Origin of the sequence: Microbispora hainanensis (assembly GCF_006874475.1) — a bacterium.
In the GTDB taxonomy this organism is placed as follows: domain Bacteria; phylum Actinomycetota; class Actinomycetes; order Streptosporangiales; family Streptosporangiaceae; genus Microbispora; species Microbispora hainanensis.
This window is the reverse complement of record NZ_VIRM01000006.1, coordinates 68,891-90,242: the sequence shown is the minus strand read 5'-3', so window position 1 is coordinate 90,242 and position 21,352 is coordinate 68,891. Positions and strand designations below refer to the sequence as shown.

20 protein-coding genes and 1 tRNA gene are annotated in these 21,352 nt (G+C 71.1%); 9 read left to right on the top strand and 12 right to left on the bottom strand.

The window, feature by feature from the left end:
• Window positions 1-28: 28 nt before the first annotated feature.
• From FLX08_RS07205 to FLX08_RS07180, 6 genes are all read right to left on the bottom strand, one after another.
• A tRNA-Lys gene (locus FLX08_RS07205) sits at window positions 29-105 on the bottom strand.
• Window positions 106-175: 70 nt separating this feature from the next.
• Complete coding sequence (locus FLX08_RS43230; RefSeq protein ID WP_142617425.1) at window positions 176-775, bottom strand: hypothetical protein; 600 nt, start codon at window positions 773-775, stop codon at window positions 176-178.
• 1,203 nt (window positions 776-1,978) lie between these two features.
• Window positions 1,979-2,365 carry an OsmC family protein gene (locus FLX08_RS07195; RefSeq protein ID WP_142617424.1) on the bottom strand — a complete coding sequence of 129 codons (387 nt, stop codon included), beginning with the start codon at window positions 2,363-2,365 and terminating at the stop codon, window positions 1,979-1,981.
• A 4-nt stretch (window positions 2,366-2,369) separates the two neighbouring features.
• On the bottom strand, window positions 2,370-3,443 hold the full coding sequence (locus FLX08_RS07190) for a sensor histidine kinase (RefSeq protein ID WP_142617423.1): 1,074 nt from the start codon (window positions 3,441-3,443) through the stop codon (window positions 2,370-2,372).
• Complete coding sequence (locus FLX08_RS07185; RefSeq protein WP_142617422.1) at window positions 3,440-4,186, bottom strand: response regulator transcription factor; 747 nt, start codon at window positions 4,184-4,186, stop codon at window positions 3,440-3,442. Before FLX08_RS07185 ends, FLX08_RS07190 begins: the two co-directional genes overlap by 4 nt.
• Before the next feature lie 53 nt (window positions 4,187-4,239).
• Window positions 4,240-4,515, bottom strand: a complete 276-nt coding sequence (locus tag FLX08_RS07180; RefSeq protein ID WP_030505988.1) for a hypothetical protein — start codon at window positions 4,513-4,515, stop codon at window positions 4,240-4,242.
• A gap of 200 nt (window positions 4,516-4,715) precedes the next feature.
• On the opposite strand from FLX08_RS07180, the gene FLX08_RS07175 reads away from it, so the two are divergent.
• The 4 genes from FLX08_RS07175 (at window position 4,716) to FLX08_RS07160 (ending at window position 7,440) form a co-directional block, all read left to right on the top strand.
• Window positions 4,716-5,087, top strand: a complete 372-nt coding sequence (locus FLX08_RS07175) for a phage holin family protein (RefSeq protein ID WP_142617421.1) — start codon at window positions 4,716-4,718, stop codon at window positions 5,085-5,087.
• A 99-nt stretch (window positions 5,088-5,186) separates the two neighbouring features.
• Window positions 5,187-6,095 carry an amidohydrolase family protein gene (locus FLX08_RS07170; RefSeq protein ID WP_142617420.1) on the top strand — a complete coding sequence of 303 codons (909 nt, stop codon included), beginning with the start codon at window positions 5,187-5,189 and terminating at the stop codon, window positions 6,093-6,095.
• Window positions 6,092-6,652 (top strand): cysteine dioxygenase, encoded by a 561-nt coding sequence (locus FLX08_RS07165; protein ID WP_142617419.1) that lies wholly within the window; start codon window positions 6,092-6,094, stop codon window positions 6,650-6,652. The genes FLX08_RS07170 and FLX08_RS07165 overlap by 4 nt, the downstream gene beginning before the upstream one ends.
• Before the next feature lie 50 nt (window positions 6,653-6,702).
• Complete coding sequence (locus FLX08_RS07160; RefSeq protein WP_142617418.1) at window positions 6,703-7,440, top strand: Uma2 family endonuclease; 738 nt, start codon at window positions 6,703-6,705, stop codon at window positions 7,438-7,440.
• Here the strand turns inward: FLX08_RS07160 and FLX08_RS07155 are convergent, their stop codons facing one another.
• Window positions 7,441-8,805, bottom strand: a complete 1,365-nt coding sequence (locus FLX08_RS07155; protein ID WP_142617417.1) for an MFS transporter — start codon at window positions 8,803-8,805, stop codon at window positions 7,441-7,443.
• A 141-nt stretch (window positions 8,806-8,946) separates the two neighbouring features.
• Here FLX08_RS07155 and FLX08_RS07150 point away from each other — a divergent pair, with 141 nt between their 5' ends.
• Complete coding sequence (locus tag FLX08_RS07150; RefSeq protein WP_142617416.1) at window positions 8,947-9,738, top strand: IclR family transcriptional regulator; 792 nt, start codon at window positions 8,947-8,949, stop codon at window positions 9,736-9,738.
• 193 nt (window positions 9,739-9,931) lie between these two features.
• Complete coding sequence (locus FLX08_RS07145; protein WP_244312469.1) at window positions 9,932-10,978, top strand: LacI family DNA-binding transcriptional regulator; 1,047 nt, start codon at window positions 9,932-9,934, stop codon at window positions 10,976-10,978.
• On the opposite strand, the gene FLX08_RS07140 is transcribed toward FLX08_RS07145, so the two are convergent.
• Window positions 10,920-12,503, bottom strand: coding sequence for an MFS transporter (locus FLX08_RS07140; RefSeq protein ID WP_244312468.1), 1,584 nt, complete (start codon window positions 12,501-12,503; stop codon window positions 10,920-10,922). The genes FLX08_RS07145 and FLX08_RS07140 overlap by 59 nt on opposite strands.
• A gap of 80 nt (window positions 12,504-12,583) precedes the next feature.
• Here FLX08_RS07140 and FLX08_RS07135 point away from each other — a divergent pair, with 80 nt between their 5' ends.
• Window positions 12,584-13,579, top strand: coding sequence for an ArsR/SmtB family transcription factor (locus FLX08_RS07135; RefSeq protein WP_244312467.1), 996 nt, complete (start codon window positions 12,584-12,586; stop codon window positions 13,577-13,579).
• A 47-nt stretch (window positions 13,580-13,626) separates the two neighbouring features.
• On the opposite strand, the gene FLX08_RS07130 is transcribed toward FLX08_RS07135, so the two are convergent.
• From FLX08_RS07130 to FLX08_RS07120, 3 genes are all read right to left on the bottom strand, one after another.
• On the bottom strand, window positions 13,627-14,520 hold the full coding sequence (locus FLX08_RS07130) for a carbohydrate ABC transporter permease (protein ID WP_142617414.1): 894 nt from the start codon (window positions 14,518-14,520) through the stop codon (window positions 13,627-13,629).
• Window positions 14,517-15,401, bottom strand: a complete 885-nt coding sequence (locus FLX08_RS07125) for a carbohydrate ABC transporter permease (RefSeq protein ID WP_341874316.1) — start codon at window positions 15,399-15,401, stop codon at window positions 14,517-14,519. Before FLX08_RS07125 ends, FLX08_RS07130 begins: the two co-directional genes overlap by 4 nt.
• A gap of 80 nt (window positions 15,402-15,481) precedes the next feature.
• On the bottom strand, window positions 15,482-16,765 hold the full coding sequence (locus tag FLX08_RS07120) for an ABC transporter substrate-binding protein (protein ID WP_142617412.1): 1,284 nt from the start codon (window positions 16,763-16,765) through the stop codon (window positions 15,482-15,484).
• A gap of 230 nt (window positions 16,766-16,995) precedes the next feature.
• On the opposite strand from FLX08_RS07120, the gene FLX08_RS07115 reads away from it, so the two are divergent.
• Complete coding sequence (locus tag FLX08_RS07115; protein ID WP_142617411.1) at window positions 16,996-18,900, top strand: ABC transporter ATP-binding protein; 1,905 nt, start codon at window positions 16,996-16,998, stop codon at window positions 18,898-18,900.
• A 161-nt stretch (window positions 18,901-19,061) separates the two neighbouring features.
• On the opposite strand, the gene FLX08_RS07110 is transcribed toward FLX08_RS07115, so the two are convergent.
• Complete coding sequence (locus tag FLX08_RS07110; RefSeq protein WP_142617410.1) at window positions 19,062-19,460, bottom strand: MerR family transcriptional regulator; 399 nt, start codon at window positions 19,458-19,460, stop codon at window positions 19,062-19,064.
• 150 nt (window positions 19,461-19,610) lie between these two features.
• Here FLX08_RS07110 and FLX08_RS41945 point away from each other — a divergent pair, with 150 nt between their 5' ends.
• Window positions 19,611-21,326, top strand: a complete 1,716-nt coding sequence (locus tag FLX08_RS41945; protein ID WP_142617409.1) for a pentapeptide repeat-containing protein — start codon at window positions 19,611-19,613, stop codon at window positions 21,324-21,326.
• Window positions 21,327-21,352: the final 26 nt, after the last annotated feature.

The window sequence follows — 21,352 nt, the reverse complement described above, 5'->3', positions numbered from 1 at the left end:
GTCGGCAGTGCCGACCTGGGCTTTCGTCTGGTGCGCCGCCAGGGACTCGAACCCCGGACCCGCTGATTAAGAGTCAGCTGCTCTAACCAACTGAGCTAGCGGCGCCCGCGATGTCCGTAACCTTAGCAGTCCCGCGAAGGTCGCGCACATCGCTCGGTGATCGGAATGTCGTGGCTCAGCTCCGCCAGGCACCGCTGGAGAAGGGCATCGGCTCGCCGCGCAGACCCGGTCCGTCGCCCCACTTGGTGACGACGTACTGGATCGGGATGTGACCCTGGTCGCCGCTGATGGTCAGCGTGTCCTCGTTCCAGGCGGTGCCGGTGAGCTCGGCGAAGGTCTTGCCGTCGATGTCGAGCATGACGCCGCTGTCCGACGGGACGCCCGGGCCCCGGTCGCCGATGAAGAACTTGGCCATCTTGCCCTTGTAGAAGATGTAGCCCTCGGTGCCGAGCGGCCAGCTCGGGCTGGCGAACAACCCCTGCTGCATGGGCTTGCCAATGGCCGGGAGACCGGTGTCGCCCTGGCGGCCTGAGGAGTCGTCCCAGAAGTAGGAGCCGGTGGTGCTGCCCTGGAGCAGGACCTCTTCGTGCGCCGGGATGGCGAGGGAGGGCTGGCCCGCCGGCAGGGCGGCGGTCACCTTCGCGGCCTCCTTGACCGGCTGCTCGACGGGCGCGGGCACGGCGGCCACGAGGGACGCGGTGACGGCCGCCGCACCGACGAGCGTCGCCGCGGCGGTGAGGCGTCGGTTGCCACGCAGGTCAAACAGAGTCTTCATCAGGGCTGGGGATCTTTCGTGAGACGACAGAAAATGGCCATGCGTCATCTAGGGACCTGCATGCGGCAGACCGCGAAGACGGGCCACGTGTCCGGGCATGAGAAGTCGTTCACCCGGAGGCGTGTGCGCTGAAGCTATGGCGATCGGCCGGAAGGCCGTCGTAAGTCAGACGTGTGATCCGAGATGCCTTGGCTCAGAGGTCGGTGTGGGGTCACCCACGGTGATCTCCTCTCCAAGTCCAATCCAGCCACCGGTCGGCGGCAAATAGGACACTACAGGACGAGTCAGGACAGAGCAAAGCATAAGTCGCGTAGGGCCCAGAAGATCTACCTCTGACCCCGTTTACCCCAAGAGCGTCTGCGGCTCGCCGCCCCGCCTTTGTGATGTTGACGGTACGTGACGGAGTGCGCCATCCATGCACGGCAAAGCGCGAGGCCCGTACGGCAAGAGACCACAAAGAAAATCACCAGGGACGGCGCGATAGAGCAACCCGCCGCAAAGGCGGAACCGCTGAGCGAGAGGAAGACCGCCGGTATACCAAGGCAAAGGCCATTTCCCGGGACGGCCGGGACGACGCCCGGTCTCAGGCTGCTGCGGTGTCCCTCAACGTTCACAGGGATAGAGGGAGCGAAGGCCCAGCACGGGCCCGTGAAGTTCCGGGCTTGCCAGGCATTTTCGTGGAGGGAGCGGAGCGGAAGGGAGCGAGGACCGCGGCGAAGGCCCAGCGGAGCGGGCTTCGCGAGGACCGGAGGTCGCTTCCGGCGCAGTGACCGACTTGGCCGACGTTCCTGGGACACCCAAGACGACAAGAGGACTCCGGGCTCCCCCAGGGGCGGCCGGGGCGAGGCCCGCTCGCGGCGACCGCGACGGCGGGAGCAGCGGGACGGTGACCGGCGGGAGCAGCGGAAAGGGGACGGGACGGACGGGAGGAGAACGGGTACAGAACCCAGGAAATGCCGGAGCCGGGCAGTCCCCCAACTGCCCGGCTCCGGATCAAAGCGGTTCCGCCAGGAATGCCCTCCCCAAAGGCACCGGCGGGTCCCCCGCTTTCCGGACACGGTTCCCCCATCCGCGTCCTTTATCGAGAAAGTCTGTCGTCCTCTCCCGGAGGACTTGCTTCAACACTACAAGGGGGCCCTTCATGAAGTCGTCATAGGCAGGTTGATTTCCGGCCTACATCCGGGCGGGCCCCGCCGGCCCGTGCTACCCCCCGAGATCCAGCTTGACCTCGGTGCCCTTCTGGAGCGAGCGGCTCACCGTGCAGTGGCGCTCGTGGACCCGCTCGGCGACGGCCTTGAAGACCTCGTCGGAGTCTCCCGCAGGCAGCTCGACGTCGTAGGTCACGGTGACCGAGCGCAGCAGCGTCGGGCTCTCCTTCTCGGCGGAGACCTCGACGGCCAGCCGTACGAGCCGGTGGCCGCGCTTGGCGGTGAGCGGCTCGACCGTCATGACGTTGCACCCGCCGACGGCGGCCAGCAGCAGCTCCACCGGGCTGAACAGGCCGTCGTCGGTGCCCAACATGATCTCGGCGCCGCGCTCGTTGCGGGCGACGAACCCGTTGTCGGTCCGCTCGACGCGTACAGAGGCCATGACCTCACCCTACTGGCAGCGCCAGCCGTACGAGCGTCCCGCCGCCGGGGGCGGCACTGGCCGACACGTTGCCGCCGTGGCTGTCCACGACCTGGCCCACGATGGCCAGGCCCAGCCCCGATCCGGGCAGCGCCCGCGCGGAGGGCGCGCGGTAGAAGCGGTCGAAGATGTGCGGCAGGTCGTCCGGGGAGATGCCGGGGCCGTGGTCGCGCACCGTCAGCACGCCGCCCCGCAGCGACACCTCGACCAGGCCGCCGGCCGGGCTGTACTTGGCCGCGTTGTCGAGCAGGTTGGCGACGGCCCGGGCGAGCCGGTCGGGCACTCCCCGCACCACCGTCGGCTCCGCCGACACGGAGTATGCGGTCGACGGCCAGTGCCTGGCCGCCCTGGCGACCTCCCGCTCCACGAGCTCGTCGAGGTGCACGTTCTCCACGAGTACGGCGGGCTCCTCGTCGCGGGCCAGCTCGACCACGTCGGAGACGAGCGCCGTGAGCTCCTCCAGGCCGCTCATCACGGCCCGGCTCACCTCGTCGTGGACCTCCTTCGGCAGGTCGCCTCTCATCAGCAGCTCGATATTGGTCCGCAGCGCGGTGAGCGGGGTGCGCAGCTCATGGGAGGCGTCGGCGACGAGGCGCTTCTGCGACTTAGCGGAGCGTTCCAGGGCGTCGAGCATGGTGTTGAAGCTGCGGGCGAGGCTGCTGAGCTCGTCGTCCCCCGTCACGTCGATCCTGGTGGTCAGGTCGCGGGTGGTCGCCACCCGTCCCGCCGCGTCCTTGAGCGCGTTGACCGGCCGCAGCGCCGCCCGGGCGGCCAGCCAGCCGAGCGCCCCCGACAGCACCAGGCCGCCGAGTGCCACGGCGAAGAACGGCCAGCCCAGGTCGTCCACGTCGGCGAGGGCGGCCAGCACGCCGTTGGGAGGTGGATCGCCGTAGCCTCCGTAGCGCTCGTACGTCCCGTAATGGTCCATCGCCCAGTCGACCCGGCGGCAGGTGATGACGTAGGCGGCCACGATCACGACGATCACGCTCACCGCGCCGGCCAGCGCGGAGGCCATCGCGAGCCGCCAGCGAAGCTTCACGGAGCCTCCCCATGAGCCTCCCCATGGACCTCCCCATGGACCTCCCCGGCGGAAGAGCCCTCCCCGGTGACGGGCTCCCTGAGCGCGTATCCGAGACCGTGGACGGTGTGGATCAGCCGCGGTTCGCCCCCTGCCTCGGTCTTCTTGCGGAGATAACCGATGTAGACCTCCAGCGGGTTGGACCCGGGCCGGAAGCCGTAGCCCCAGATGCGTTCGAGGATGAGCTGCCGGGTCAGCACCTGGCCGCCGTTGCGGATCAGGAGGTCGAGCAGGGCATATTCGGTTCTGGTCAGGTCGATGAGCCGCCGGCCGCGACGGGCCTGCCTGCTGTCGGGCAGCAGGACCAGGTCGGCGAACCCGGCCTCCGGGGGCGGCGCGGCGCGGCGCAGCAGGGCGCGCACCCGGGCGAACAGCTCCTCCAGCGCGAACGGCTTCACCAGGTAGTCGTCGGCACCCGCGTCGAGACCGGCCACCTTGTCGCCGATGCCGTCCAGGGCCGTCAGCATGAGCACGGGCAGCCGGTTGCCGTCTCCACGGAGGGTGCGGCAGACCTCGATGCCGTTCATGCCCGGCATGAGCACGTCGAGCACCACGAGGTCGGGCGCCGCGCCGTCGATGGCGTCGAGGGCGCCCATGCCGTCCCCTGCTGTCGCCACGCCGTACCCCTCCACGCGCAGCGCCCGCGCGATCGCGTCACGGACCTCGGGTTCGTCGTCGACGACCAGCACCTGTGTCTTGACCACGCCATCATTGTGACGTGCGGAGATGAGAAGTTGCTGAGCGTTTGTCCCGATGCTCAGGCGTCGGGGTGTTTGGACAGATACTCGACATACACCGGCCGGAGCGCGTCGCCGAGCTCGCCCTCGCCCGCCCCGATCGCGTCGCTGAGCAGCGCCGAGACTCTGCTGAGGTCGTTCGCGGTCTCGTCGCTGTTGCCGCTGGCGGCCTCGGCCGCCGGGATGACCTTCAGCAGATCCCACAGGAATCCCAGGTCGCCGTGCCGTACGGCGTAGCGCACGGCGCGGTCGTGAAGCTCCTTCGCGGGGAGCGACTCGAGCTCTTCGACGTCCATCCGACCTCACCCCCAACTCGTCGGTTTCCCCCAGGTTTGCCGCTCATACCCACGAAGTGGAAGAAAGACCGCCAAACCCGGACACGCTTTTTGCCGCCCCCCGGCATCGGCGCAGCTCCTTCCCGCCATCGGCGGGGGCCGCCCATTCCGGCCACACGTGAACCGCGCACTCTTTGCCGCGCCGTGGAAGGATTCTTGAGGTGAAGGTCATACTCAAGATCATCGTGGTGGCCGCGGCCCTGTGGGCGTCCACCAAGCTGGTGGACGGCATCACCGTCAGCGCCGGCTCCACCGCCAAGCAGATCGGCACCCTCCTCGCGGTCGCGCTGATCTTCGGCCTCGTGAACGCCGTCATCAAGCCGATCATCAAGACGATCGGCTGCGCGTTCTACGTGCTCACGCTCGGCCTGTTCGCCCTGGTGGTGAACGCCGCGCTGCTGCTGCTCACGAGCTGGCTCGCCGAGCAGTTCGAACTCCCCTTCCATGTCGACGGGTTCGTGGCCGCCTTCTGGGGCGCCATCGTCGTCGGCGTGATCAGTTGGGTCCTCAACATGATCCTCGGCGACGACTGACCAGCTCAGGGGCGGGTGCGTCATCCGCCCCTGGGCCACACCCGTCCGGAAAGCATGTATTCTGAGTAGGGAATTAGGACTTCCTGAAAGGACCGGCCGATGAGCGTGGACGTGCACCAGCACCTGTGGACGCCGTCCCTCGTCGACGCGCTGCGCCGCCGCACCCGCCCGCCGTTCCTGGACGAATGGACGCTCGTCCTCGACGGCGAGCCGCCGTACGAGGTGGATCCGGCCGACCACGACGTGGAGCTCCGGCGCAAGCGCAACGCCCACCTCGACCTGGCCCTCGTCTCCCTGTCGAGCCCGCTCGGGATCGAGCACCTGCCGCCGGAGGAGGCGTGGCCGCTCATCGACGCCTATCACGCCGACGCCCGCGCGCTGCCCGCGCCGTTCGGGGCCTGGGCCGCCGCCCCGGTGACCGACCCCGATCCTTTACGGCTCTCGCACACCCTCGACCTCGATGACGGCATGGCCGGGCTGCAGCTTCCGGCGACCGCGCTCGGCGATGCCCGAGGGCTGACCCAGGCCGCTCCGCTGCTCGACGTGCTGGAAGAGCGCGGCCTGCCGTTGTTCGTCCACCCCGGCCCCGCCACCGCCGCGTCCGGCCCCGCCTGGTGGGCCGCCGTCGTGCCGTACGTGCAGCAGATGCACGCCGCCTGGTACGCGTTCGAGGCGTTCGGCCGGGCCCGGCATCCCCGGCTGAAGGTGTGCTTCGCGCTGCTGGCCGGGCTGGCCCCGCTGCATCGGGAGCGCCAGCTGGCCCGGGGCGCCACCGGACGCGGCCTGGTGGACCCCGATCTGTTCCTCGAGACGTCGTCCTACGGCCCCCGGGCCGCCGACGCGGTGATCCGCGAACTCGGGATCGACGTCCTCGTCGCCGGAAGCGACCAGCCGTACGCCGAATCGGCGTGGCCGGACCCCGGCGACCCCGCACAACGAGCCATCGATCATGCCGTACGCGTGGCCAATCCCGGCCGCCTGCTGTCCCGGAAGGAGTCGCACCAATGAGCACGCCCACGATCCAGGAAGGCGCACTGTGCGCCTCCCCGGCCGATCCCACAGCCCCCTTCGGCGATCTGCCCGCCCGCGCGCTCGACCGCCGTGAGCTGCTCGCCCTGGTCGAGGACCTGGCCAGCCGGCCCGAGCTGTGGCGTCACCACCTCAGCTTCGAGGGCGCGGAGGACGGGGGACGCCACTACGTCTCGCTGCACCGCGACTCGTACGTGGACGTGTGGCTGCTGTGCTGGCGGCCCGGGGACGACACCGGCTGGCACGACCACGACGTCTCCTCCGGCGCGGTCAAGGTGGTGGCCGGCGAGCTGAAGGAGTGCAACCCGCGCATCGGCGGCGTCCACCTGGAGACGCGAGTCGCGGAGGGCGACGCCTTCTCGTTCGGGCCCGATCACATCCACCGGCTGACCGGTGAGGCGCCGGGCTCGGTCTCGATCCACGCGTACTCGCCACCACTGTGGCGCATGGGGCAGTACTCCATCACCGATGACGGGACCATGCGGCGTCTTTCGGTCGGGTACGCCGACGAATTGCGCCCGCTCGACCCGGCTTAGGGCGGGGTGAGTAGTTCGTTCATCACAGACGGTGACGCTAGGCTTCTGCCATGACCAGCGTGCTCGATGACTGGCTCCAGCCCCGCCCGGGAGGCGGGGCCGGGGGCGTCTCCGATCGGCTCTCCCGGCTCCGGCCCCTCGCCGACGAGCGGCGGGACGGGAAGGACGACGCCGGCCACCCCGACGCCGATCACTCCGGCGCCGGCCGCCCCGGCGCGGATCATCTCGACGCCGGCCACCCCGACGCCGATCACTCCGGCGCCGGCCGCCCCGGCGCGGATCATCTCGACGCCGATCGCCCTGAGGACGATCATCTCGACGCCGGCCTCATCTCCTCGGGCCCCCAGACCCGATTCCGTGAGCGCATGACGTACGGCCTGCGCACGGCCCTGAACGCGCAGGTCCCGGGCGACCTGGTGGCGGTCAGCCGGATGGACGTCCTGCTGGGGCCCGATCGGCGCGCCCGTCCCGACGTGTCCCTGGTGGACGACCTCGCCGCCTCCGACGACCGGAGGACCTGCTACCTCGCCGAAGAGGTGCGCCTGGTCATCGAGGTCATCGGCCCCGACGCGGCCGAATCCGACCGCGACATGCGGCCGCGGCACTACGCGGCGGCCGGCATCCCCCACTTCTGGCGGGTCGAGAGCACCGGCTTCCGGCCTTTCGTCTACTCCTTCGAGCTCGACGCCGACCGCACCGGCTATCAGATGACCGGGGTCCACCACGGCCGCCTCTCGGTGGGCTCTCCCTTCCCCATCGCCATCGACCTCGAACGGCTGCCGCGTTGACTATCCCGCCCGTTCCGGCTCTCCCGTCTGCAGAGGCGCAGGGCGGGCGGCCAGCACGCCCGACGCCAACTGGAGGACGCAGGCCCCCAGCCCGGCGAGCAGGGGCACGGTCCAGCCGCCGGACAGCTCGTGCAGCAGGCCGAACGCGAGCGGCCCGATCGCGGCCAGCACGTAGCCGCTCGACTGGGCGACCGCCGACAGCGCGGTCACCGAGGCAGGATCGGGCGCCCGCAACGTGATGATCAGCAGGGCGAGGGCGATCGAGGCCCCCTGGCCGAGCCCGAGGACCACCATCCACAGCCACGGCGTGGTGGTGGGCGCGAGCAGCACGCCCAGATAGCCGCCGACGGTCAGCAGCGCGGCCAGGGCCACGTGCGGCGCCTGGGATCGGACCCGGCCCGCGTGCAGGGGGACGACCAGCGCGGCGGCGATCTGCACGAGGTTCGTCAGGCCCAGCAGATATCCCGCCTCGTCCGCGGGCAGGCCGGCGGCCTGGAACACGGTGGGCAGCCAGGCCAGCACGACATAGAAGGTCAGCGACTGCAGGCCCATGAACGCCATGACCGCCCACGTCGCCGGCGCCCGGAGCAGGGTCGCGTACGGCCGGTGGCCGGGGGCGCCGGGCTCACCGGAGCGAGAACCGCCGGGGTCGCCGGGCCGGGAACCGCCGAGCTCACCGGGCCGGGAACGGTCGGGGTCGCCGGGCCGAGGACGGCCGGTCCCTGCCATCGCCGTCGCCGGGTCCTGCCCGGTCGTCCCCGGCGCGTCCTTCCCGGCCGTCGCCGCGTCCTGCCCGGTCGTCCTCACGCGCGCCACCCACCACAGGGCCGCCGCCACCAGCGCGAGCAGGGCCGGCGACCCCGCCGCCACCCGCCAGCCGACCTGCCCGGCGAGCGGGACCATCGCCGCCGAGGCCATCGCGGCCCCGCTGACCATGACCGAGACGTACAGGCCGGTGAAGAGCCCGACCCTGCCGGGGAAGTGCTGCTTGACGAGGCCGGGCATGACGACGTTCATGACGGCGATGGCCGTGCCTGCCAGGGCGGCGCCGCAATACAGGGCGGGCACGCCGTCCGCGCTACGCAGCGCGACACCGGCGGCGAGAACGAGCAGACCGGCCAGCAGCGTGCGGTCCAGCCCGATCCGGGTGGCCAGCGCGGGCGCGACCGGGGCGAGCAGGCCGAGGCACACCACCATCACCGTGGTGATGGCGCCGCCACCGGCGGGGCTGAGGCCGAGGTCCCGCATGATGGCCGGGAGGAGCGGTGACACGCCCGCGAGAGCGGGCCTCAGGTTGAGCGCCGCCACGACGAAACCGCCCACCAGCAGCAAATTTCCCCGATTGGCCTTGATCCCGCTCATCATTCGCCAAACCCTACCGGCCGGTGTCGCACGCCCCACCCGTTTCCCACCTGTCCCCCGGCTCGTTCTCCCGGCCCGTTCTCCCGGCCCGTCCTCCCCGCCGCAGCCGGGCGGCGCTAGGGTGCGGTCGGGAGGTGGGCGGTCATGGCGGAGGAGCACGTCCAGTCGCTGGCCCGGGGTCTGGCCGTGATCCGGGCGTTCGACGTCGCGAGCCCGGAGCTGACGCTCAGCGACGTGGCCCGCAAGACCGGTCTCACCCGCGCCGCGGCGCGCAGGTTTCTGCTGACGCTCGCGGACCTGGGCTACGTGCGGACCGACGGGCGGCTCTTCTCGCTGTCGCCCCGGGTGCTGGAGCTGGGCTACGCCTACCTGTCGAGCCTCTCCCTGCCCGAGGTCGCGCTGCCGCACCTGGAACGGCTCGTCGCCGAGGTACACGAGTCGGCGTCGGTCTCCGTGCTGGACGACACCGACATCGTCTATGTGGCCCGCGTGCCGACGGCCCGGATCATGCGCGTGACGATCGCGATCGGCACCCGCTTCCCCGCCTACTGCACCTCGATGGGCCGGGTGCTGCTCGCGGGGCTCCCTCCCGAGGAACTCGACGCCTACCTCGGCCGCGCCGGGCTTGAGCGGCTGACCCCGCACACCACCACCTCGCCGGTCGCCCTGCGCGCCGCGCTGGACCGGGTACGGACCCAGGGCTGGGCCATGGTGGACCAGGAACTGGAAGAGGGGCTGCGCTCCATCGCCGCGCCGATCAGGGACCACGGCGGGCGGGTGGTGGCGGCGGTGAACATCTCCTCACACGCCAGCCGCACCACCGTGGAGTCGGCCCGCCGCGACCTGCTCCCCCCGCTGCTCGCCACCGCCGCCAGGATCGAGGCCGACCTGCGCGCCACCGGAGGCGCGAGCCGCGCACAGCCCGGCAGCCCATGACAGGGCACAGCAAGGGCACAGCAAGGGGGCACAGCCCGGCAGCCCGTGACGGGGCACACCAGGGACACATGCCCCCACGTGCCCTGCGTTCCCAAGGCCCCCGAACCGCCCCCACATCCCCACAAAAGCGACCAACTCTCACCAGAATACTGACAACGTTGTCTAGGGCCGTGAAATGGGAGATGATCCCTGCGTGGTAGAGACGAGACGCGGCCGTCCGACCATGAACGACGTGGCCGCCGCGGCCGGTGTGGCACTCAAGACCGTCTCCCGCGTCGTCAACAACGAGCCCGGCGTCAACGCCGCGACCGCGAGCCGCGTGCAGGCGGCGATCGAGCGCCTCGGCTACCGCCGCAACGACAGCGCGCGGATCCTGCGCCGGGGCCGTACGGCGAGCATCGGCCTGGTGATCGAGGACGTGGCCGACGCCTTCTATTCCAGCCTCAACCGCGCCGTCGAGGACGCCGCGCTGCACCACGGCTATCTGCTGTTCACCGGCTCGTCCCAAGAGGACGCCGACCGCGAGCGCGATCTCGTGCTCGCCTTCTGCGCCCGCCGCGTGGACGGGCTGATCATCGTGCCGGCGGGGAACGACCACGGCTATCTCGCGCCCGAGTTCGACGCCGGGATCAAGGCGGTCTTCGCCGATCGGCCGCCGGGCGCGGGATGCGAGGCGGACACCGTCCTGTGCGACAACGTGGGCGGGGCCCGGACGGGCACGGCCCACCTGATCGCGCACGGCCACCGCCGCATCGCCTTCCTCGGCGACGCCCCCGGCATCTTCACGGCCGGCGAACGGTTGCGCGGCTACCGGCAGGCGCTGGCCGCCGCGGGCCTGCCGTACGACGAGGGCCTGGTCGTCATGGGGCCGCCGGACCCGGCGCGGATGCGGGCCGACCTGACGCGGCTGCTCACGGCGTCCGACCCGCCGACCGCGTTGTTCGCCGGCAACGGCCGCGCCACCGTGGAGATCCTGCGTGCGCTGGCGTCGCTCACCCACGCCGCCGACGCGGGCGCCGCGGGCGGCCTCGCCCTGGTGGGGTTCGACGACTTCGAACTGGCCGACCTGCTGGGCATCACCGTGGTGGCCCAGGATCCCGCCCGGCTCGGCCGTACGGCCGCCGACCTGCTGTTCATGCGCCTGGCCGGGAACGAGGAGCCGACCAGCAGGATCGAGCTGGCTACGCGGCTGGTTCCGCGGGGCTCGGGCGAGCGCCCTCCTCTCCGCGCGGTGGGCTGACCCGCCCGGACGGACCGTCGCGCAGATCAGCGCCCACAGCACCGCGCGGATCACCCTGCCGATCACCAGGCAGGTCACCAGGCCGATCACCAGGCAGGTCACCAGGCAGGTCACCAGGCAGGTCACCAGGCAGGTCACGACGGAGGTCACCGCGCAGCGCGAGCACGACGGCGATCACGCCGCAGCCCGACAGCGCGATGGCGAGATGGGCGGGCACGAGCTCGGCGACGGCGCCCACGGCGGCGGCGCCCAGCGCCTGGGCGGTCATCAACCCGGAGGTCTGCAGGCCGAACGCCTGCCCGCGCACGCTCTCGGGAACCGCATCGAGGAACCGTTGCTGGAGCCCCAGGTTGTAGGCGAGCCCCGCCGCGGCCAGGGCGGCCAGCGCCGCAGCCCCGGCGACCCCCGGGCGGGCCGCGAACCCGAGCAGCGGGGCGCCCAGCAGGAGCGCCAGCGGGACGGTCAGCCGTTCCCGGACGGCGGGCGGGGCGAACCTGCCGACCGCGAACTCCCCCACGCCCATGCCCGCCGCCGCGGCGGCCAGCACGACCCCCGCGCCCCACGCCGATCCCTCACCAGTGAGATAGGGCACGTAGACGGCCTCCGCGCCAACCGAGAGCATCGGCGGCAGCCACCCGGCCAGCAGCAACCCCCGGACGGCCCGGTCGGCCAGCAGCGCCCGGTTGACCCGCAGCGTCGTCCGTACGGCGCCCGCCTGTGGCGCGGAGCCGGCGCGATCCCGACGCGCGGGGCGGCCGGTGCGAGCGGGACCGGCGGCGCCGGCCGAACCCCTGGGACCAGCCGGACCAGCGGGGCCGGCCGGACCACCGGCGCCAGCGGCGCGGGCGGAGCGTGCCGGGCGGTCGCGCAGGCCCCACCGGGTCAGCGCCGCACTGCCCAGCGAGAGCGCGGCGGTGATCAGCAGCGCCCGGTGCGCGCCGGTCACGGCGAGCAGGCCCCCGCCGACGGCCAGGCCGGCGACCTGCGCGCCCGCCGAGGTCGTGGTGAACACGGCGCGGCCGAGCACGTACGCGTCCCCTGCGAGCACATCGGGCAGCACGGCTGCCCGAGCGGCCGAGAACAGCGGCGTGGGCACGCCCGCCGCGAACACCAGCGCCAGCATGACCGCGATAGGCAGGTCGCCGACGCTGAGCACCAGGCACGTGGCCACCCGCAGGAGGTCGCCCGCGACCATGAGGGCCCGTGGCCGCCACCGGTCGGCGAGCGACAGCAGGAGCATCCCGCCCGCCACCTGCGGCAGGAACCCGATCATGTACGCCAGCGCGGCCAGCCCGGGCGACCCCGTACGCGCGTAGACGAGCACGGAGAACGCGAGCATCTTCACCGTGTCGCCCAGGACCAGCAGAAGCTGGCTGCCGAACAGCACACGGAACTCCGCGACGCCGAAGCACGCCCGGAACGTCGACCTCTCCTGATGCGCGGCCCGGTTCGCGGTCTCGTTCGCGGTCTCGTTCGCGGTCTCGTTCGCAGCCTGGCTCACAGACTGGTTCGCGGCCTCGGTCACGGCCCACCTCCCGGCGCCCATGCTCGGCGCACGGCCTGCGGGGGCGCTAACGTTTCGGGAATGGCCGAAGGGTGGCGGATGTGTATCGGATCGAGGTGAGCCCGCAGGACATCGCCGCCAGCCGCTTCGCGATCTCCCCGCTCAACGAGACCATGCACGCGATGTGGATGCTGTCGGGGCGGATGCAGGCGGGCGCGCATGCGTCCTGGGCCGCGACGGCGCGCCCCCGGTTCGCGCGGCTGCTCTCCGGCAGCCCGGGAGCGCGCGCGATGGTCGCGCTGTTCCGGCACGGCGCCTACATCGCCGACTTCATCGCGCCGCCGCCCACCGGGCCCGACGTCGCCTTCGCCGAGGAGATCGCGGCGATGCGGGCCACGCCCCTGGAGCGGGCCCGGGCCGAGATCGCGATGTCACTGGACGGGCGGCCGCCGCCGTCCGCCGAGATCATGAAGGTGCTGGAGGACGACGACGTGGTCGCGTTGCTGGCCGACGGGCTCGAACGCACCTGGGCCGAGCTGGTCGCGCCGCAGTGGCCCCGCTTCCGGGCGATCCTGGAGCGCGACGTGATCCAGCGGGCCGGGCGGCTGGCGACGTACGGCTGGGCGGCGGCGCTCGACGACCTCGGCCCGCGGGTCCGCTGGCGGCCGGCGGCGGCCCGCATCGACGTGGCGGCCCCCGGCGGCCGGGACGAACGGCACCGGCTCGGCGGCCGTGGCCTGCTGTTCCTGCCCAGCCTCTTCGTCCGCAAGGTCATCGCCTACCTCGACGAGGCGTGGCCGTACGCGCTGGTGTATCCGGCGCGCGGAGTGGCGGCGGCGCAGCCGCGGGCGGGCGGCGCGGCGGCGCTCGCCGGGCTGGTCGGCAGGTCGCGGGCCCGGATCCTGACCGAGCTGGAGACCCCGGCGACCACCACGCAGCTCGCCGCCCGCCTCGGGCTGGCGCTCGGCACGGCCGGCGGCCACCTGACCGCGCTGCGCGCGGCCGGGCTCGTCGCCGGCGCCCGGGTCGGGCGGCAGGTCCTCTATCGGCGCACCCCTCTCGGGGACGCGCTGGTGGCCGGCCGCCTCGACTCCTGAAACTCCTGAGCCTCCTGAGCCTCCTGAGCCTCCTGAACCTCCTGAACTCAGCCCTTGAGCGCGCCTGCCATGAGGCCGCGCATGAAGAACCTGCCGAGCAGCACGTAGATGATCATCGTGGGGATGGACGCCAGGATGGCCGCCGCCATCTGCTGGCTGTACGGCGTGGTCACGGCGCCCGCGATGTTGTTGAGCATGACCGTGGTCGGCCAGGAGCTCGGCCCGGTGAGGAAGACCGCGAACAGGAAGTCGTTCCACATCGAGGTGAACTGCCAGATGATCACCACGGCGAACGCCGGGCCGGAGACCGGCAGCACGATCGACCAGAGCGTCCGCAGCATCCCCGCGCCGTCGACGCGGGACGCCTCGATCAGCTCGTCCGGGATCGTGACGTAGTAGTTGCGGAAGATCAGCGTGCAGATCGGGATGCCGTACACCACGTGGGCGAGGACCAGGCCCGGGATGCCGCCGTACAGCTGGACGCCGAGGGTGTCGCCCACGTTCACCATGAGCTGCACCAGCGGGATCATCACGCCCTGGTAGGGGATGAACATGCCGAACAGGAACAGCGTGAACAGCACGTCGGCGCCGGGGAAACGCCACTTCGACAGCACGTACCCGTTCAGCGCCCCGAGGGCGGCGGAGATCAGCGAACCGGGCACCGCGAGCAGGAAGCTGTTGACGATGCCGGGTTCGAGCTTCTCCCAGGCGACGCTCCACGCCTCGGTCGTCCACACCTTGGGGAGGTTCCACGCCTGGGTGGGGTCGGCCTCGGTCAGCGGCTTGAAGCTCGTGACCAGCAGCACGTAGACCGGGATCAGGAAGACCAGGACGAACAGCAGCAACAGGACGAGCCGCACCCACTTGCCCGCCCGGCCCTTGTCGCGGGCCGGGGCGGCGGGCGCCGTACGCGGGGCCTTCTCGGCGACGTGCGCGGTCATGAGCGCTTCCCCTTACGGGCGTCCCAGATCAGGTAGGGAACGACGAAGACGGCGACGGACAGCACGATGTAGGAGGCGATCGTCGCGCCCTTCGCCGGGTCGTGCGAGTCGTAGACCGCCGTCCACATGAACGTCGCGGGCACGTCGGTGATGATCTGCTTGCCCGACACCGCGACGACGAGGTCGAAGACCTTGAGCGAGATGTGGCCGAGGATGATCAGCGCGGACAGCGTCACCGGGCGCAGCATCGGCAGCACCACGTGGCGGTAGACCCCCCACTCGCTGCAGCCGTCCACCCGGGCGGCCTCGCGCAGCTCTTCCGGTACGCCCCGGAACCCGGCGAGGAACAACGCCATGATGTATCCGGACATCTGCCAGATCGCCGGGATCGCCATGGCGGCCATTCCCCAGCCGGGATCGCGGAACCACTGCCACTGCAGGAAATCGAGCCCCACATAGTGGAAGAGCCGGTTGAGCCCGACCGCCTGCTCACCCGTCGCGCTGTTCATCAGCCACCGCCAGACCACGCCGGTGGCGATGAAGGAGACGGCCATCGGGAACAGATAAACGGCGCGGAAGCCGCTCTCCGCCCGGATGCCCTTCTCCATCAGGAAGGCGAGGAACCAGCCGAGGACGAGGGCGCCGCCGACGAAGACCAGGGTGAAGACGATCGCGTGCCGGACCGAAAGGCCCCAGCGCTCCTCGCTCCAGATGCCGGTGAAGTTCTCCAGCCCGACGAAGTTGCCGGGGATCTCCGCGATCTCGTCGTGCTTGTCGGTCATGGCGAGCTTGAAGTTCCAGCCCAGCAGGCCGTACACGAAGACCGCGATGAGGATGATCGACGGCGACACCAGGAGTAGCCCGGGCAGCCATCTGCGCACCCGCGTCACTTGTACCTCTCAGAAGTCAAGTACGGCCCACGCCGTTGTGGACCCAGCGTGGGCCGTACGAGGAGATCAGCTCACTGGCCGCTGTTCTTGGCCGCCGCGACCAGCGCCTGCTGGAACTTGGCGACGTCGTTGTCCTGCTGGAACAGGCCGACCGCGTCGGTGATGGCCTGACGCCACTGGTCGTTGGCGACGACGCCGTGCTGGATCGAGCCGGCCAGCTTGTCGCTCGCCCACTGCTCCAGGTCCCACGACAGGTAGTCCTTGTAGAGGGACTGGTCGGCGTCCTTGCGGGCCGGGATCGAGCCCTTCAGCGGGTTGAAGGCGTCCTGGCCCTCCTTGCCGGCGGCCACCTTCAGCCACGCGATCGCGCCGTCGCGGTTGGGCGCGCCCTTCGGCAGGGTGAAGCTGTCGGACAGCCACATGAAGGTGCCGTCCGTGCCCGGCGACGCGGCCCAGTCGAAGTCCTTGTGCGACTCCTTGCCGAGGCCGCCCTCCGGCGGGTTGTGGAAGTAGCCGTAGGCCCAGTCGCCCATGATGTTGAAGGCCGCCTCGCCGTCGGCGACCTGCTTGGCCGCCGGCTGCCAGTCGTCCTGCGGGCTGCCGGCGTACGACAGGATGGTCTTGAAGTTCTCCAGCGCCTTGGTCACGTTCGCGTTGGACCAGTCGGCGTTGGCGGTCCACAGGGCGTTGTAGGCGTCGGTGCCGAGCGAGCCGAGCAGCACGGACTCGAGCAGGTGCACCAGGGTCCACTGCGAGCCGATCGACAGCGGGATCTTCCCGGACTTCTTGACCTTGTCGAGGTCGGTGATGAACTCCTCGATGGTCTTCGGCGCGCCGTCGATGCCGGCGCCCTTGAGGACCGAGGGGTTGAACCACAGCACGTTCGACCGGTGGATGTTCACCGGCACGGAGTAGACCTGGCCCTGCACCGAGATCTGGTCGATGAGCTGCTGCGGGAAGACTTCCTTGAGCTTCAGCTCGTCGTACAGGAAGTTCAGCGACTCAAGCTTGCCGCTCTTGATGTAGCCCTGGAGCTCGGCGCCGGCGTGGCCCTGGAAGGTGTCCGGGGGCTGGTTGGCCTGCAGCTTGCTCGACAGCAGCGCGCGGGCCTGGTCGCCTGAGCCACCTGCCACGGCGGCGTCGAAGAACTCGAAGTTCGGGTTCTGCTTGGCGAAGATCTCACGCATCGCCTTGAGGCCGTCGGCCTCACCGGGGCCCGTCCACCACGAGAAGACCTCGACCTTATGCGCGGCCTGACCGCCTCCGCTCTCCTGCTTGTCACCGCCGCCACAGGCGGAAAGAGTGAGCAGACCTGCAACAGAGACCGCGACGGCCGCCATCCACCGTCGTCTCATCGCAACATTCCCTTCAGGCTATTCACGAGGATTTCGGGCCCCCGAAGACACATATGGCTGACAACGTTGTCAGCAGGCCCCAATCAACCCACTTTCACCGGCACGTCGTCAAGTTTGTGCAGATAACGTCTCTGCATACGGGCCATGGCGAGGTGTTAGGGACGTGCGTCAAAGCGATCGGCGTGATCGGGGCCCGCGAAATTGTCGCCCCGCCCGCTCACACTGCTGACATGACGGTCACACACCAGGGGGGATCTGATCATCTGTCGGAGGACGACCTGCCGGACATGGCGGACGTCGAGTCTCCGCAATGGGCACGACACTACGGCACGATGGCGGGGCTGGGCTTCCTCACGGTCGCGCGGCGGCTGCCCCGGCTGATCCGGCAGGCGCTGGGCATCGCCTGGGAGGCGAGTCCCCGCGACACGGTGGCCACGGTCACGCTCAGCACTCTCGGCGGCGTCTTCACCGCCTTCGGCCTGCTCGCCACGACGGGCGTGCTGACCGCCCTCTTCCAGTCGGGCCCGACTCCGGATCGGATCCGCGCCGCGCTGCCCAGCCTGCTGCTCGTGGGCCTGGCCGCCACCGCGCGCACGGCCCTGCAGGCAGGCGCGGGCTGGGCCCAGTCCAGGCTCGAACCGCAGGTCAGCCGGATCACGGAAGAGCGCCTCTACACCCTGACCAGCCAGGTCGACCTCGTCTGCTTCGACGATCCCGAGTTTCACGACGCGCTGCAGCGGGCCCGCATGCGCGGCATGCAGATGGCCGAGATGGTCGTGAGCACCGCCATCGACACGCTGGCGGGCCTGGTCGGCATCGTTGCCGCGGCGGGTGTGCTGGGCGTGCTGCATCCCGTGCTGCTGCCGCTGCTGCTGCTCGCGGTCGTCCCCGACGCCTGGGCGGCCGTCCGGGCCGCGCGGATGCGCTACACGACCGCCCTGGTGCTCGTCCCCGCCAGACGGCGCAAGTGGATCATCGAGGAACTGCTGGCGGACAAGGACACCGCGGCCGAGGTCCGCACGTTCACCATGCGCGGCTTCCTGCTGCGGATGTTCGACGCGGTCGCCCGGGGCGAGCAGCGGGTCATGCTCGACCTCGCGCGGCGGCAGACCGTCGCCCGCGTCCTCGGCGAGGCGCTGGGCGGCCTCGGACAGGGCATGGTCTACGTCGCGCTCGGCCTGCTGCTCGCGGCGGGCGCGGTGCCCCTCGCGGTGGCCGGCACCGCGGTGCTGGCCATCAGGTCCGGGCAGACCTCGCTGTCGAACTTCATGTTCGCGACGAACCGGCTCTACGAGGAGGGCCTCTACTTCACCGACTTCCTGGACTTCGTGGAGCACGCCGAGGGCCGCATGCGGCCGCCCCGCGACCGGACGGCCCCCGACGACTTCGGCCGCATCACGGTCGAGGAGGTCACCTTCTCCTATCCCGCCGCGCCGGCCCCCGCCCTGCGCGGGGTGTCGGTCCGCATCGAGCGCGGGGAGGTCGTGGCCCTCGTCGGCGAGAACGGCTCGGGCAAGACGACCCTCGCCAAGATCCTCGCCGGGCTCTACGAGCCGGACGGCGGCCGCGTCCGGTGGGATGACGTCGACCTCGCCGAGGTCGATCCCGACAGCCTGCGCCGCAGGATCGCGGTCATCGCGCAGGACCACACGCGGTGGCCGCTGACCGCCCGCCACAACATCACGATGGGCATGGAGAAGGGCGAGACCGCGGTGACCCGCGCCGCCGAGGTCGCCGGCGCCGACCAGGTCATCGCCGAGCTCCCGTACGGCTACCGCACGCTGCTCGACCGGCGGTTCAAGAACGGCCACGAGCTGTCGGGCGGGCAGTGGCAGCGGATCGCGGTGGCCCGCGGGTTCTACCGGGACGCGCCCCTGCTGATCTGCGACGAGCCGACGGCCGCCCTCGACGCCAGGGCGGAGCACGCGTTGTTCGAGCGGATCAGGCAGCACGCCGACGGCCGGACCGTGCTGCTCATCACCCACCGTCTCGCCAGCGTCCGCTACGCCGACCGCATCTATGTGCTCGACCACGGCAAGGTCCACGAGCACGGCACGCATGAGGAGCTGATGGCCCTCGACGGCCTCTACGCCGAGCTCTACAACCTCCAGGCCGAGGCCTACCGCTCGGCCTGAGCCACCAGGCCCAAGCCACCTACTCGACCCGCCGGCCCGAGCCGCCTGCTCGATCCGCCCTGCCGGGCCCGCTCACGACGCGCGGGCCGGGCAGGCGCGGCCGGGCAGGCGCATGTGGTCAGGCGCGGGCCGGGCAGACCCGGATGGTCGAGCGCGGGTGGTCAGGAGGCCGGCTCGCGGCCGGGGAGCATGTCGCGCATGGTGAGCACGTCCTTGTAGTACTGGATCTTCCGCTGGATCGCGCCCTGCTTCTGGCTCAGGTCGGCGATCTGGGCCTCGACCTTCCGGTCGTGCTCCTCCAGCAGTGCGATCCGATCCGCGACGGTGTGCTCGCCCTGCCGTACGAGCTGGGCGAAGCGCAGCATCTCGGCGATCGGCATGCCGGTGTCGCGCAGGCAGCGGACCATGCCGAGCCAGCTCACGTCGTCCTCGCTGAACCGCCGCTGACCCGCCGCGTTGCGGCCCACCGGCTCCAGCAAACCGATCCGCTCGTAGTACCGAAGGGTGTCGAGGCTGAAACCGGTCTCCTCGACGACTTGTCCAGGTGTGTACTCGGCCACGCCTTTGATCCTGTCACATCGCGCCTTCTGTAGGCGCTTCGCAAGTGGATCGCAACCCGGGGATTTATAACGGGTCGTGCCACCTACGATCCTTTGCCCGCGTCTCCCCGGGGAGCGTCCGGGCGGCGTCCCCGATGGAGCCAGTGAGAAATGCCCGGCATCCCCCGCTCGATCGCCGTTTCGGTGACCCTCTCCGCCGCGGTTCTGTTGTCGGCCCCGACGGTCCCCGCGGCCGCGGCGACGCCCGGCGACCACCTCCCCTGCCGTCCGGGAAGCGGCCCGCACCTCGCCGGCAAGGACCTCACCCGGATGACGCTGCCCGCCGACCTGTCCTGCGCGGACCTGCGGCGCGCCAGGCTCGACGGCCTGACCGTGCGGGTCCCGCTCATCGGGGCCGATCTGACCGGTGCCTCACTCAAGGGGGCCCACCTCGGGTACGCGCAGATGGCCGGGGCCAGGCTGCGCAAGGCCGACCTGTCCGAGGCCGAGCTCTACTACGCGGACCTGCGCGGCAGCGACCTGCGCGGGGCGACGATGGACGACTCCTTGCCCTACTACGCGCACTTCGAGGGGGCCGACCTGAGCGGGGCCACGATGGCGCGGGCCAAGACGTACGACGCGCAGTTCGACGACGCGAAGCTGGTCGGCGTCGATCTGACCGACGCCGCCGCCTACGGCGCGGACATGCGCCGGGCCGACCTCACCCGGGTCAAGGCGGCGAAGGCCAGGCTCTACGGCGCCACCTTCGTCAGGACCGTCCTGCGGCAGGCGGATCTCAGCGGCGCGCAGTTGTACGAGTCGGTGATGACCGGGGCGGACTTCAGAGGGGCTGACCTCACCGGGGCCGACCTGCGGGACGTCAGGGACGCCCGGCTCACCGGGAGCAAGGGCGTCCCCCGGTTCCTGCCGGCGCCGGACCGCGCGTGCAGGCCCGGCAGCGGTCAGGACTACCGGGGCTGGGACCTGACCTCGGTGGCGGACTTCCCCGACGACCTGAGCTGCGCCGACCTGACCGGCGCCACGCTGGACGGCGTCGACCTGACGGGGGTCAGGCTCGACCGGGCGATCCTCCGTGACGTTTCCGCCGCCGGGGCGAGCCTCCGTTCGGCGAAGGGCGCGGACCTGCGGGGCGCGCGCCTGTGGCGGGCCAAGCTGGGCAGCGCCGACCTCGCGGGGGCGAACCTGTCCGGGGCCGGCCTGTCGGGCGCGGCGCTCGGCAGCGCCACCCTGACCCAGGCCGTATTCGCAGGCGCCGATCTCCGTGATGCGGAGATGAACAGCGTCACGGCCGACCAGGCCGACTTCACCGGCGCCAGGATGGACCGGGCGTACCTCCACCACGGCACATATCGGGACGCGGTCTTCCGCAATGCCGTGTTGACCGACGCCGATCTCAGCGACGCGGAGCTGCGGGGCGCCACCTTCGAGGGCGCCGAGGTCACCGGGCTGAACCAGGACTTCGCCGAGGACATCGACCTGTCGGGGTCCTCCAGCCGCATGTCCATCGGCTGGCTGATCTTCTTCGGCATCGCCGGGCTGGCCGTCTTCTGGATCGCCGCCGGGCTGACCGCTGCGAAGGTGCGGCGGAGGAGAGCCGTGAGGGAGCGGGCCGCCGAGAGAGCGGTCCGGTTCGAGGAGGCCAGACGGATCCAGGAGGAGAACGTGACCCGGCTGGGCGAGGAGATCGACAGCCTGTCGGACCGGAACGGCGAGGTCAACTGGAACGGCGAGGTGGACTGGAACGCGGTCCTGGACGCCTACGACGCCGCGAAGGAGGCGCTGGCAAGGGCCCACGACATGAGCGACCTGACGGACGTCGAGACCATCGTGGCGCGCGGCCGCAAGGCCCTCACCCGCCGCCGCTGAAAGCCGCTTGTGCTGGAGTGCGCTCC

What these genes read in the sequence shown, in the direction of transcription:
- FLX08_RS43230 (WP_142617425.1), bottom strand. Translation starts at nt 775, where the DNA reads ATGAAGACTCTGTTTGACCTGCGTGGCAACCGACGCCTCACCGCCGCG.
- FLX08_RS07195 (WP_142617424.1), bottom strand. Translation starts at nt 2,365, where the DNA reads ATGGCCTCTGTACGCGTCGAGCGGACCGACAACGGGTTCGTCGCCCGC.
- FLX08_RS07180 (WP_030505988.1), bottom strand. Translation starts at nt 4,515, where the DNA reads ATGGACGTCGAAGAGCTCGAGTCGCTCCCCGCGAAGGAGCTTCACGAC.
- FLX08_RS07170 (WP_142617420.1), top strand. Translation starts at nt 5,187, where the DNA reads ATGAGCGTGGACGTGCACCAGCACCTGTGGACGCCGTCCCTCGTCGAC.
- FLX08_RS07165 (WP_142617419.1), top strand. Translation starts at nt 6,092, where the DNA reads ATGAGCACGCCCACGATCCAGGAAGGCGCACTGTGCGCCTCCCCGGCC.
- FLX08_RS07160 (WP_142617418.1), top strand. Translation starts at nt 6,703, where the DNA reads ATGACCAGCGTGCTCGATGACTGGCTCCAGCCCCGCCCGGGAGGCGGG.
- FLX08_RS07155 (WP_142617417.1), bottom strand. Translation starts at nt 8,805, where the DNA reads ATGATGAGCGGGATCAAGGCCAATCGGGGAAATTTGCTGCTGGTGGGC.
- FLX08_RS07150 (WP_142617416.1), top strand. Translation starts at nt 8,947, where the DNA reads ATGGCGGAGGAGCACGTCCAGTCGCTGGCCCGGGGTCTGGCCGTGATC.
- FLX08_RS07130 (WP_142617414.1), bottom strand. Translation starts at nt 14,520, where the DNA reads ATGACCGCGCACGTCGCCGAGAAGGCCCCGCGTACGGCGCCCGCCGCC.
- FLX08_RS07120 (WP_142617412.1), bottom strand. Translation starts at nt 16,765, where the DNA reads ATGAGACGACGGTGGATGGCGGCCGTCGCGGTCTCTGTTGCAGGTCTG.
- FLX08_RS07115 (WP_142617411.1), top strand. Translation starts at nt 16,996, where the DNA reads ATGACGGTCACACACCAGGGGGGATCTGATCATCTGTCGGAGGACGAC.
- FLX08_RS41945 (WP_142617409.1), top strand. Translation starts at nt 19,611, where the DNA reads ATGCCCGGCATCCCCCGCTCGATCGCCGTTTCGGTGACCCTCTCCGCC.